The 12768-nt window shown below is 67.8% G+C and carries 8 protein-coding genes and 1 pseudogene; 2 read left to right on the top strand and 7 right to left on the bottom strand.

Translation table 11 applies throughout. The features are described 5' to 3' along the window. Positions 1–26 precede the first annotated feature (26 nt). Complete coding sequence (dacB, locus tag NFW05_RS10455; protein WP_295306086.1) at positions 27–1340, top strand: D-alanyl-D-alanine carboxypeptidase/D-alanyl-D-alanine-endopeptidase; 1314 nt, start codon at positions 27–29, stop codon at positions 1338–1340. A 93-nt stretch (positions 1341–1433) separates the two neighbouring features. On the opposite strand, the gene NFW05_RS10450 is transcribed toward dacB, so the two are convergent. The 6 genes and pseudogenes from NFW05_RS10450 to ubiA form a co-directional block, all read right to left on the bottom strand. Continuing rightward, on the bottom strand, positions 1434–2147 hold the full coding sequence (locus tag NFW05_RS10450) for an ankyrin repeat domain-containing protein (protein ID WP_295306083.1): 714 nt from the start codon (positions 2145–2147) through the stop codon (positions 1434–1436). A 180-nt stretch (positions 2148–2327) separates the two neighbouring features. Beyond that, a pseudogene (locus tag NFW05_RS10445) lies at positions 2328–6545 on the bottom strand (EAL domain-containing protein). A 58-nt stretch (positions 6546–6603) separates the two neighbouring features. Continuing rightward, entirely contained in the window at positions 6604–7005 is a 402-nt protein-coding gene (locus NFW05_RS10440; protein ID WP_295306080.1) for a hypothetical protein, read from the bottom strand. A 73-nt stretch (positions 7006–7078) separates the two neighbouring features. Next, complete coding sequence (ubiD, locus tag NFW05_RS10435; protein ID WP_295306077.1) at positions 7079–8542, bottom strand: 4-hydroxy-3-polyprenylbenzoate decarboxylase; 1464 nt, start codon at positions 8540–8542, stop codon at positions 7079–7081. 20 nt (positions 8543–8562) lie between these two features. Beyond that, positions 8563–8991: a cytochrome C gene (locus NFW05_RS10430; RefSeq protein WP_295306073.1), complete on the bottom strand. Its 429-nt coding sequence runs from the start codon at positions 8989–8991 to the stop codon at positions 8563–8565. Then, positions 8988–9884: a 4-hydroxybenzoate octaprenyltransferase gene (gene ubiA, locus NFW05_RS10425; RefSeq protein ID WP_295306070.1), complete on the bottom strand. Its 897-nt coding sequence runs from the start codon at positions 9882–9884 to the stop codon at positions 8988–8990. Before ubiA ends, NFW05_RS10430 begins: the two co-directional genes overlap by 4 nt. Before the next feature lie 176 nt (positions 9885–10060). Here ubiA and NFW05_RS10420 point away from each other — a divergent pair, with 176 nt between their 5' ends. Beyond that, on the top strand, positions 10061–10792 hold the full coding sequence (locus NFW05_RS10420; RefSeq protein ID WP_295306279.1) for an SAM-dependent chlorinase/fluorinase: 732 nt from the start codon (positions 10061–10063) through the stop codon (positions 10790–10792). 24 nt (positions 10793–10816) lie between these two features. On the opposite strand, the gene NFW05_RS10415 is transcribed toward NFW05_RS10420, so the two are convergent. Continuing rightward, positions 10817–12697 carry an MFS transporter gene (locus tag NFW05_RS10415; RefSeq protein WP_295306067.1) on the bottom strand — a complete coding sequence of 627 codons (1881 nt, stop codon included), beginning with the start codon at positions 12695–12697 and terminating at the stop codon, positions 10817–10819. Positions 12698–12768 lie beyond the last annotated feature (71 nt).

Here is a 12768-nt window from a genome sequence, read left to right as displayed (position 1 = left end):
CGTCGGCCAGCGAGCTGCCGCTTGCGGTGAGTCGCGCACTGGCCGACGCCGGGATCCCGACGCGCTCAGTGTCGATCGTCGTGCAGAACGTCGAGGGCGGCCCGCCGCTGCTCAGCCACAACCCGCGGCAGGCGATGAATCCGGCGTCGGTGATGAAACTGGTCACCACCTACGCCGCGCTGGACATCCTCGGGCCGGCCTACACCTGGCGGACCGAGGTGTATGCCGACGGCCGACCGGCAGGAGGCCGGCTCGCCGGCAACCTGTACCTGCGCGGCAGCGGCGATCCCCGCCTCGATCTCGAGAAGTTCTGGCAGCTGCTCCGCCAGGTCCGCTCACGCGGCGTCAGCGAGATCGGCGGCGATCTGGTCCTTGACCGCAGCGCTTTCGCGCTGCCACAGCATGACCCAGGCGAGTTCGACAACGAGCCACTGCGTCCGTACAACGCCGGCCCCGACGCGCTGCTCATCAACTTCAGAAGCATCAGCCTGACGCTGCTGCCCGATCCGATCCGGCAGACCGTCGAGGTGCTCGCCAGCACGCCGGCCGAAGGCCTGCGCATCGACAACCGCCTGGTCGCCGGCCGTGAGGCCTGCGGCGACTGGCGCGAACAGATCAGGCCGTCGGTCAGCGGGCGGACGATCCAGCTCGCGGGAAGCCTTGCTGCAGCCTGTGGAGAGAAGGTGCTGCACCTCGCGCCATGGCCTGCGGACGTGCAGGTCGACAGCCTCTTCCGCGCGCTCTGGCGAGAACTCGGCGGCGCCTTCGCCGGCCAGGTGCGCGAAGGCCGCGTACCGCCGGAAGCGCAGCTGCTCGCCGCGCAGGACTCCCCTGCGCTCGGCGAGATCGTCCGCGACATCAACAAGCACAGCAACAACGTGATGGCCCGCCAGCTCTTCCTGAGCCTCGACGGCCAGCGACCGGCAACTCCCGACGGAGCGCGCCGGCAGATCGCTGCCTGGTCGCAGGCCAAGGGACTGAATCTGCCCGAACTCGTTCTCGACAACGGCTCGGGGCTGTCGCGCAGCGAGCGCATCTCGGCCGATGGGCTGGCGCAACTGCTGCGTGCCGCCTGGCGAAGCCCGGTGATGCCCGAACTGATCGCTTCGCTGCCGCTGGCGGGAGTCGATGGAACGCTGCGCAAGCGCCTCAACGAGGGCGGAGCAAACGGACGTGCGCACCTCAAGACCGGCTACCTCGAAGGCGTGCGCTCGATCGCCGGTTACCTCCTCGACCAGAGGGGCAGGCGCTGGATCGCCGTCTTCCTGATCAACGACCCGAAAGCCAGACTCGGCAAGCCGGCGATCGATGCCCTGCTGCTCTGGCTGGCCCAGCACTGATCGGCGGCGATTCCCGGGCAGTCGTCGCAGCCGACTGGGGATCGGCTGACCGCCCGCGCCCGCCCGGCAGACGATGCCCGACCGGCGATTCCTTCAGCGCTTCGGCGACGAGCGCCCGGATGGCCAGAGCGCACGCACCGCGTGCCCCCCTGGGTCCGGATGATCGTCATCATCGAGCGCCCGTGCTGCGCGGCAAAGTTCGAGCGTCGACTGCGCTCCGCGTTCGCGCAACAGACGCAGATGGTCGGGACGCCGCTTGCCGTACTCGACCGCCAGTCGATCCACCTGACCGAGCCAGGCGTCCTCGTCGGATTGGTCGGCAGTCCGCGCGTCCTCGGGCAGGCGGGTCTCCCAGACCTCGTAACGATAGGCGAACTTGGCCCAGTCGTAGAGCGACTCGGCGACCGCCCGACTCCCGGCCGTGTCGGCTTCGCTGCCGGTGCCGCGCAGGATGCGCAGGCTCGCGTTCGGATCGGCTCCGGCGTCGAGCAGGATGCCGATCATTCGCGTGTCCATGTTGACCACCGCCGTGAACAGCGGGGTAGACCCGTCGCTGCCGACGACGCCCGGGTTGGCGCCCAGCCGCAGCATCTCCCTGATGACCGCGTAGCGCTGCTTCCCCGGACAGAATTCGAGTTCACCGATCACCCGTTCGAGAATCGTCTCGCCAAGCTGATCGCAGCCATTGAGGTCGAAGCCGCTGCCCACCAGCTCGCGTAGTGCATCGAGGTCGCCAGCGCGCACACAGCACACCAGCCGGTCGATCGCCTTTTCCGCCTCGCACCACTGCCGTTTGCCGTCCTTCATCCGAAGCTCCGTGATCGATCCGGCTGGCCACTCATCGACCTCCGGCTGCCATCGCCTCGCCTTTTCCGTCGGCCGCCCCGTTGCTCGAGACGATCGCCCGTGGCTCTCCAGTTCAACCGCTTAACGGCACGGCAGCGCGCGGCTTTAGCCCGATCCCCGTCCTCTTCCGCAGCCGCGCCTTCAGCCGCCAGGTGTCTCGACGGCGACGCTGCGCAGGAAAGCTCCGAAGCGATCGGCAGTCATCGGCGGCCCGAAGAGATAGCCCTGCGCTTCGTCGCAGCCTCTGGCGCGCAGGAACGCGAGCTGTGCTTCGCTTTCGACCCCCTCGGCGATCGTCTGCAGGCCGAGGTTGTGAGCCAGGCTGATCATCGCCGAGACGATCGCCTCGTCGTCGGGGTCGGTCGACAGGTCGGCGACGAAGGAGCGGTCGATCTTCAGCTTGTGCACGCGGAAGCGCTTGAGGTAGCTCATCGACGAGTAGTCGGTTCCGAAGTCGTCGATCGACATGCGCACTCCGCGCTCGCGGAGCTTGTCCATCGTCTCGATCGCGGCCAGCGGGTTGTCCATCGCCACGCTCTCGGTCAGTTCGAGCTCGAGACATCCAGCCGACAGTTCCTCCTCGTCGAGGATTCGCGAAACCATCTGGGTGAGACTCGCCTGACGGAACTGTACCGCAGAAAGATTCACCGCGACGCTCGCCAGGGGCAGCCCGGCCCGTTACCAAATGCGCAACTGACGAACCGCCGTGCGCAGCACCCACTCGCCAATCGGCAGGATCAAGCCCGACTCCTCGGCGATCGGCACGAACTCGGCCGGCGGTACCGTCCCGAGTTCGGGGTGCTGCCAGCGCAGGAGGGCTTCTGCACCGACCAGCCGACGGTCGGCGATCGCGAACTGCGGCTGGAAGTGCAGGCGCAACTCGTCGTTGTCGAGCGCCCTGCGCAGATCGTTCTCGATCTGAAGCATGCGCGCCGAGCGCTCCTGCATCTCGGCGGTGAAGAAGCAGTAACCGTTGCGCCCGCTCTGCTTGGCGCGATACATCGCCGTATCGGCGCACATCGAGAGCACTTCGAAGCTGTCGCCGTCGGCCGGATACATGGCGATGCCAACCGACGCGGTCACGGTGAGCTCGTGTTGCTCGATGCGGTACGGCGGCGCGGTGATCTCGAGCAGCTTGGCGGCAACGTGTGCGGCGCCATCGGCATCGGTTTTCGGCAGGACGAGAATGAACTCGTCGCCGCCCAGGCGCGATACGGTGTCTTCGTCGCGTATCGCGTGGCGCAGGCGCTGGCCGACCTGGATCAGCAGTTCATCGCCGACGCGATGACCCAGAGAATCATTGATGTTCTTGAAACGGTCGAGGTCGAGGAACATCAGCGCCAACGGCTCGCGTCCACGATGCGCGCGACTCAGGTCGTGACGGAAGCGCTCGTCGAGCAGACTGCGGTTCGGCAGACCGGTCAGCGGATCATAGTGAGCGAGGCGCTGGATGCTCGCTTCCGCTTCCTTGTGCTGGGTGATGTCGATGAACGTACCAATGTAATGAGTCGTCACGCCTTCGCTCTGCACCCGGCTGATCGACAGCCATTCGGGATACACGCTGCCATCCTTGCGGCGATTCCAGATTTCCCCTTGCCAGTGCCCCTGCGCCTCGATCGCCGCCCACATCGCCTGGTAGAAACTCCGGTCGTGTCGGCCCGACGCCAGCAGCCGCGGATTGCTCCCCAACGCCTCTTCGGCCGAGTACCCGGTGATCCGCACGAAGGCCTGATTGACCATGACGATCCGGTATGCGGCGTCGGTGATCGCAATCCCCTCGCCGCCCTGCTCGAAAACCTTTGCCGCGAGCCGGAGCTGTTCTGCGGCCGCCTTTTCGGCGCTGATGTCCACGACCGTCCCGAGGTAACCGTCGATCTGGCCCTGCGCATCGCGCATCACCGTCACCGCGAGCCGGGCGGCAATTCGCCGGCCGTCCCTGCGCACCAGAGTGACCTCGCGCTGGTCGGTCACCCCGGTCGTCCGCACCTTGTAGACGAGCGCCGCGAAACCCGCCGCCTTCGGCTCACCGGAAGTCCCCGGGACCTGCCGGGCCATCGCCACGACCTCGCCGGCGTCGTGGAAGATCTCCGGCGTCACCTTGCCGACGACTTCGTCGGACCGGTAGCCGAGGATCGCCTCGGCGCAGGGATTGAACACGGTGATCATTCCCGCCCGGTCGGTCGCGACGATGCCGCAGGCTGCACTGGCCAGCACCGAGGCCTTGAGCGCCTCGCTCTCGCGCAGGGCCTGCGCAGCTTTCCGGCGAGCGGCGAGCAGCGCCGTGTTCTCCAGGGCGATCGCCGCGCTCGCCGCCAGGCCCTGCAGCAGGCAGACGTCGGTCTCGTCGAAGCCACCGGGCTTGTCGTGGATTTCGAGACAGCCGAGCAGTTCACCTCGGCGGTTGACGATCGGCACGTCGAGCAGATTCCCGAAACCGACCGCCTGACGCACCTCGGGAATCACCAGCGGATCGTGTGCGGCGTCGTTGCTCAGATGAAACTGCCTGGTCTGCAGCACCCGCCCGGGCACACCACGACCCGGCGGAAAGCGGTAGTCGACAGCCAGCAGGCGCTCGCCGCGCCGGTATTCGTCGAAGACGATTTCCCCGTTCTCGAGACGCCCGGCACCACCGCCGGTCGCGCCTGTGATCTTCAGCGCCGAATCGACGAGCCCGCTCAGGACGACCGGGATGTCCAGTTCCCGGTTGATCTCCTGCGTCGCTCCGGAGAGCATTTCCAGCTGCTGGCTGCGCCGCAGGAGCGCCTCCTCGGCCTTCTTGCGCTCACTGATGTTCATCGCCGTACCGACCGCGAGCACGGCTCGCCCACTCGCATCGCGTTGTGCCACCCGGCCACGGGTCTGCAGCCAGATGCCTTCTCCGGCGCGATTGACGATCTGGTGCTCGAAGCCGAACACCGCATCGCCGGGTCGCAGCGCTTCCCGGAAGCGCTCGATCAGCGCCGCCCGATCGTCGGGATGAACGAGTTCCATCAACTCGCCCGAATCCGCGGGGCCTTCGCCGTGAGCCAACCCGAGCAACTGGAGCATCGTCGCATCGTAGCGCAGGCGATCGTTCGCGATATCCAGCTCCCAGAAGACGAGTTGCGTCGCTTGGGTCGCCATGCGCAGCCGGGCCTCGGCGCTCTTGCGCTCGGTGATGTCGCGGACCAGGGTGATGAAGCGCGGGCCATCGCCACGGCGCGCCGCCTTCCGGGCAATCGACAGCTCGAACCAGTGCCGCCCGTCGGGCAGGCGAAGGCGCACCTGGCGGCCGACCGAATGACCGTGCTCGTGCGCCTCGTTCAAGGCCTCGAAGCAGACCGTGGCGGCCTCGGGCGGGAGGAACTCGGACAGGCGCCGGCCGATCAGCTCGTCGAGCGAAACTCCGAGCAGCACCTCGCTCTTCGGTGAATGATAGGCGTAGTAGCGTCCGTCGAGCCCGACCTCGAAGATCAGGTCGGGAATCGCCCCGAGCGTCGCGGCGAGCTGCTCGGTGCGCTGGCGGACGACCCGCCGCAGGGTCAGCACCCAGAGCAGCAGCAGCATGCCGATAACGCTGCCGGCCAAGAGCGCGTAGCCGAGGTGGCGAGCGAGCGGCAGTGAAGTCAGCGAAGTTCCCATCCACTTGTCGCGCAGCGCGCGTTCCTCGTCGGCGCCGATGCTCGCGAAACCCTCGCTCAGCAGGGCCATCGTCTGCTCATCGCCCTTGCGCACGGCCCGATGGAATTCGCCGGTGTACAGGATGAACGCCCGGTTGAAGACCTGCTCGGCGTTCTTCCGATAGAGGAGGTAACGCGCCGGAGGGTCGTCGAGGCAGAACACGCGGACACTGCCTTCGAGCGCAGCGGCGACCAGCGACTCGTAGCTCGGGAAGGTCTCGACGGTATGGATTCCGCCGCCGGCGAGCCTCTCGACGCAGGCGTCGCCGGCCTTGGCGCCTACCAGAAAGCCGCGCAAGGTGGCCAGATCGACGATCCCGCCGACGCTCGAATGCGTGTAGATCGACACCGGGATCTTCTCGTACGGAGGCGAGAAGTCGAGCGTCTGCTCGCGCGATGGGGTCCTGAAGACCGTATCGATGACTTCCGCCTGCCGGTCGGCGATCCGCTGCTGGGCGATCAGCCAGTCGCTGCCGAGCAGCTTGACGCGCACCCCGGTCTTCCGCGCCCAGAGATCCCAGAGGTCGACGAGATAGCCGGCGAGCCCGCCGTCGCCGTCCCTGTAGACGAACGGCGGGTAGTTGTCATCGATGGCCACGGTGAGCACCGCCGGCCTCGCCGCGGTCGCGGGGACGCCAGCCAGCAGCAGGACCAGCGAAACGAGCAGGCCCCCGGCGAAGCGGCGCAATCGGGAGGTCATCGCGGCAGCCCGGCAGGTCCCCGGCGGGCAACGATCCGGCGGGATCGCGGCGGCCGCTTCAGCGAACCCCGACCGGCCGGCGATCGGCGAGCGCGAGCCAGCCACGAATCACCCGATAGGCGACCCACAGCCCGAGCACCACGATCAGCAACCAGGCGAGCGGGATGCCGATGAGCGTGACGATCAGCAGGCCATAGACCACAAGCCAAGCGAAGGTGAACCAGAAGGTGCGAATCTGCCAGCGGAAATGACTGTCGAGCCAGCTTCCCTCGACTTCGCCGCGTTTCCAGTAATTCAGCACGACGGCGACCAGCGACGGAACGCCGAAGACGAAGGCGCCGGCGACCGTCGCCGCGCCGAGCACTCCGACGAGGACGGCGAGCGCGTGCAGGCCGTAGATCACGTGGCACCAGGCGCGAGCGCCCTCGAGATCACGCTCCGGAATCAGATCGTTGCCCATCTCCTCCTCCCCCATCGCGCATTTCGCTACCCTCCGGAAGGGTTCGAGCAGCCGGCCCCGTCCGCCCGGTCGATCACAGGCCGAGTTCTCCCCACAGCGAATCGACACGCTGGCGGACCGCCGGATCCATGACGATCGGCCGGCCCCATTCGCGACTCGTCTCGCCAGGCCACTTGTTGGTCGCGTCGATGCCCATCTTGCTCCCCAGACCGGCTACCGGGCTGGCGAAGTCGAGATAGTCGATCGGCGTGCTCTCGGCGATCAGCGTGTCGCGCGCCGCATCGACGCGCGTGGTCATCGCCCAGATCACTTCCTTCCAGTCGCGGACATCGACGTCGTCGTCGACGACGATGATCAACTTCGTGTACATGAACTGGCGCAGGAAGCCCCAGACGCCGAACATCACGCGTTTCGCGTGCCCCGGGTACTGCTTGCGGATGCTCACCGTCGCCAGCCGGTACGAGCAGCCCTCGGGCGGCAGGTAGAAGTCGACGATCTCCGGAAACTGCTTCTGCAGCAGCGGCACGAACACCTCGTTGAGCGCGACGCCGAGCATCGCCGGTTCGTCGGGTGGCTTGCCGGTATAGGTGCTGTGATAGATCGGGCTGGCGCGCATCGTCAGCCGCTCGACGGTGAACACCGGAAAGCGCGCCTGTTCGTTGTAATACCCCGTGTGATCGCCGTACGGGCCCTCGAGCGCGGTCTCGGACGGATCGATGAAGCCTTCGAGGACGATCTCCGCCGACGCCGGCACCTGCAGGTCGCAGCCGAGGCAGTTCACGACCTCGGTCTTCGCGCCGCGCAGCAGGCCGGCGAACTGGTACTCGCCGAGCGTGTCGGGAACCGGCGTCACCGCCGCGAGCATCGTCGCCGGATCGGCGCCAAGCGCCACGGCGACCGGAAAACGCTCGCCCGGTCGCTGCAGGCAGTGATCGCGGAAGTCGAGCGCACCGCCACGATGCGCCAGCCAGCGCATGATCAGGCGGTTCGGCCCGAGCAGCTGCTGTCGGTAGATGCCGAGATTCTGGCGCGGCTTGTGCGGACCGCGGGTGACCGTCAGCCCCCAGGTGATCAGCGGCGCCGCGTCGCCCGGCCAGCAGGTCTGGATCGGCAGGCTGGCGAGATCGACGTCGCGTCCCTCGCGAACCACCTCCTGGCACGGCGCCGACGAGCGCAGGCGTGGGGCCATGTGCAGCACCTGCCGGAGGACCGGCAACTTCTCCCAGGCGTCCCTGAGCCCCCTGGGCGGTTCGGGCTCCTTGAGATAGGCGAGCAGCTTGCCCACCTCGCGCAGCGCGGCGACCGACTCCTGCCCCATGCCGAGGGCCACCCTCCGCGCCGTGCCGAACAGATTGCCGAGCACCGGAATGGCGTGACCGCGCGGCTTCTCGAAGAGCAGTGCCGGCCCGCCGGCGCGCAGCACGCGATCGCAGATCTCGGTCATCTCTAGACGCGGATCGACCTCACGGGCGACGCGCCGAAGTTCGCCGATCGTCTCGAGTTGGGCGATGAAGTCGCGCAGGTCGCGGTAGTTCATGGGCAGCGGCTGGAGCCGGCCTATCGGAGGCGATACGCGTAATGGCAGGCGACACAGGGCGCGGTCAGCGAGGGCAGCGCGGCGATCGTCCTTTCCCGGTCGCCAGTCGCCGCAATGCGCGCGAAGTCATTCGCCGCCTGGTGTCCCTCGATGCCGATCCGGTGCATCTCCGGCGGCATCTGCGGTCCGGGTCGCGCGTCGAACGGCAGCGTGCGGTGCTTGCCCATCGCCGCGAAACCCAGTTCCTTTTCGGCCAGTTCGCCGGCTTCCTTGAGCTTCCCAGCGGCGACCAGGTCGAGGATCCCGTTGATCGCGAGCAGGTTTGCGCGCATATCGGCGCGCAGCGTCGCTGCGGCCTCGGCCGAAAGCGGCGCGAGCTGGCGCGTGTCCTCGGCGGCCGGCACGGCGCCGGCAAGGACGATCGACGAGAGAAAAAGCCAGGCTTTCATTGGACGACTCCGTGGCTCATGAGGAAATCGGCGGCAATCCCGGCGAAGACGCTGGCACCGAACCAGTTGTTGTGCCGGAAAGCCGTGAAGCAGCGCTGCGGATCGCGGTCGCGGATCAGCGTGTAATGGTAGCCGGCGATCGCCGCGGCGACCGCCAGCCCGGCATGGAAAGGCACGCCGAGACCGACGCGACTGCCGGTCCAGCCGATCAGTGCGAGCGCCAGCACATAGCAGATCATCACCGCGGCGACGTCGGCGCGACCGAAGGTGATCGCCGAAGTCCGGATGCCGATCCTCAGGTCGTCGGCGCGGTCGACCATCGCGTACTCGGTGTCGTAGGCGATCGCCCAGAAGACGTTGGCGAGCAGCAGCCACCCGGCTTCGGCGGGCACCTTGCCGAGTTCGGCCGCGTAGGCCATCGGGATGCCGAAGCCGAAGGCGACTCCAAGATAGGCCTGCGGAACGGCCAGGAAACGCTTGGTCAGCGGGTAGCTGACCGCGAGGAACAGCGCCGCCCCGCAGAGCCCGGCCATCAGCGCGCTGCGCAACGGCCAGACGACGAGCGCCGCGCAGACGACGAGAACGAAAAAGAGGACCAGTGCCTCGCGCGGCGAAACGCGGCGCGCGGCCAGCGGCCGGTCGCTGGTCCGCGCGACGTGAGGGTCGAAACGACGGTCGGCGAAGTCGTTGATCACGCACCCCGCCGAGCGCATCAGCACCGTCCCGAGTGTGAAGATCCAGACGACGAGCCAGTCCGGCCGGCCGAGTGCCGACAGCCACAACGCCCAGAGCGTCGGCCAGAGCAGCAGCAGGATGCCGATCGGCTTGTCGAGACGCATCAGGCGCTCATAGAGGTCGATCCGCTCGCGCAGGGATTTCCCCGAAAGTCTCATGGCCAGCATTCTACCCCGACTGGCCGTGGTCGAAGCCGGCCAGGAGTGCTACGATTGCCGCAGGCACGTTGACCGGAATCAGGCCTCGCGCCGCAGGGATCGCGATGACCGCGTTCCTGCCGGGCGCCACGCTGCCGGCCGGCCGTGCAACCCTTTCAGCAATCGATCCCCCACCGATGATCGTCCTGTTCACTGATTTCGGGATCGACGACCCCTACGTCGGGCAGATGAAGGCGTCGCTGCTGCGCCACGGCAAGCGCAGTGTGCCGATCGTCGACCTGCTGCACCGCGTGCCGGACTTCGCTCAGCGGGCCGGCGCGCACCTCCTCGCCGCGCTGCAGCAGAGCTTCGATCCGGGGACGGTCTTCCTCGCCGTCGTCGACCCCGGAGTCGGTGGCGACCGGCCAGCGGTCGTCGTCGAAGCCGATGGAAGGATCTTCGTCGGTCCGGACAACGGCCTGCTCGCCGTCGTCGCCGCGCGCGCCGGGGCACTGCGCGTCTGGCGTATCGTCTGGCGACCCGACTCGCTGTCCGCCTCGTTCCACGGCCGCGACCTGTTCGCGCCACTGGCCGCGCGCATCGCCGCCGGCGAATGGCCGGCAGCGGCGCTCGAGGAACGCCACGGGCTGGAATGCGTCCTGCCCGCTGCCGACCTGCCCGAGGTCATCTACATCGACCATTACGGGAACGCGATGACCGGAATCAGGGCCGAACGGCTTCCTTGCGAGAACGCCCTGGTCTTCGGCGCGGCGCGCATCGCGCACGCGCGCGTCTTCGCCGAGGCGGCACCGGGCCAGCCCTTCTGGTACGCGAACAGCATCGGCCTGGTCGAGATCGCGGTCGCTCGCGGCAGCGCGGCGGCAACGCTGCAGCTCGCCGTCGGGTCGGCCGTCGCCTTTGCGCTCTGAGGCCATCCGGAAACCGCCGGCCGGCTACCGCCAGTCGCCCCTGAGCCCGGCGACGATCTGCTGCAGGTTTTCGGGGGTGGCCATCGGCGGCGCGACCGGCGGGCCCACGACGAGCGCGATCTTCGAGAACATCCCGCGACGCAGCGGCCGGGTCATCGCCGGCCCGTCCTTGCGGCTGAAGAAGCTGCCCCACAGGCCCTGCAGAGCCATCGGGATCACCGGCACCGGTGTGCGCTCGACGATCCGCTGGACGCCCGGGCGGAACGGATAGAGCTCGCCGGTGTCGGTGATCCGCCCTTCGGGGAAGATCGCCACGAGTTCGCCGGCTTCGAGAGCACGGGCGACCTCCTCGAACGCCGCCTCCATCATCGCCGCGTCTTGCCTGGCCGGAGCGATCGGAATCGCGTGCATGTGGCGGAAGACGATGCCGATCAGCGGGGTGCGGTAGATCCGGTGATCCATCACGAAGCGGATCGGCCGCCGGCTCGCTGCGGCGATGACCAGCGGATCGACGAAGCTGACGTGGTTGCAGATCAGGATCGCCGGGCCTTCGTCGGGGATGTTCTCGATACCGCTGTTCCTGAGCCGGTAGAACGAGTGCACCAGCAGCCAGGCGACGAAGCGCAGCATGAACTCGGGAACGAGGCTGTAGATGTAGATCGCCACGGCCGCGTTGCACACCGCGGCGACGCCGAACAGCGCCGGAATCGTCAGGCCGTCGCCGAGCAGTCCGGCGGCGGCCAGCGATCCGACGACCATGAACAGCGCGTTGAGGATGTTGTTCGCGGCGATGATCCGCGCGCGCTGTTCGGGCGCGCTGCGCAACTGGATCAGCGCGTACAGCGGAACGATGAAGAAGCCGCCGAACAACCCGAGCGCGAGCAGGTCGAACAGCACCCGCCAGGTCTCGTGCCGGGCGAGCAGGTCGACCAGCTGCAGAGGCGCTCCTGCGGGCAGCACGCCGGGCGACGCGAACGCGATGTCGATGCCGAACAGCGTCAGGCCGATCGACCCGAAAGGGACGAGACCGATCTCGACGTGCCCCGAGGAAAGCCTCTCGCAGAGCAGCGAGCCGAGGCCGACGCCGACGGTGAACACGGCGAGCAGCAGGGTCACCGAACTCTCGCTGCCGCCGAGGACGTTCTTCGCGTAGGCCGGAAACTGGGCGAGAAATAGCGCCCCGTAGAGCCAGAACCAGGAGATGCCGAGAATCGACAGGAAGACCGTGCGGTTCTCGCGCGCGAAGCCGATGTTCCGCCAGGTCTCCGCGAGGGGGTTGAGGCCGACGACGAGGTCGGGGACCGGAGCCGGGGCAGCCGGAATCCCGCGACTGCACAGGTAACCGAGTCCCGCGACGACGAGGCCGGCGTAGGCGACCCAGTTCGGATGCCCCGCGGCGCCGGCGAGCAGCCCGCCGCAAAGCGTGCCGACGAGAATCGCGACGAAGGTGCCGGCCTCGACGAGCGCGTTGCCGCCGACGAGTTCGTCCTCGCGCAGGTGCTGCGGCAGGATCGCGTACTTGACCGGCCCGAAGAGCGTCGAGTGCAGCCCGAGCAGGAACAGCCCAGCGAGCAGCAGTGGCAGACTGTGCAGCGAGAAGCCGCACCAGGCGACGGCCATGATGACCATCTCGAGCAACTTGACGAGGCGCGCGAGCCTCGCCTTGTCGTACTTGTCGGCGAGTTGCCCGCAGGTCGCCGAGAAAAGGAAGAACGGCAGGATGAAGATGCCGGCAGCCAGGTTGGTGAGCACCTCGGGGCGCAGCTCCGTCCAGCTCGCCGCCTGGAAGGTCAGCAGAACGACGAGCGCATTCTTGAACAGGTTGTCGTTGAATGCGCCGAGGAACTGGGTGGCGAAGAACGGGGCAAAGCGGCGGGTCCTGAGCAGGCTGAACTGGGAACTCATGCGGTTCTCCTTTCAAGGAAGGCGCTGGTCTCGAAGATCGCAGGGGCGAAGCGGTGCCCCCCGAGGACAGG

The sequence above is a fragment of the Accumulibacter sp. genome (genome assembly GCF_023806625.1).
In the GTDB taxonomy this organism is placed as follows: Bacteria; Pseudomonadota; Gammaproteobacteria; order Burkholderiales; family Rhodocyclaceae; genus Accumulibacter.
This window is presented reverse-complemented; position numbering and strand designations above follow the sequence as displayed.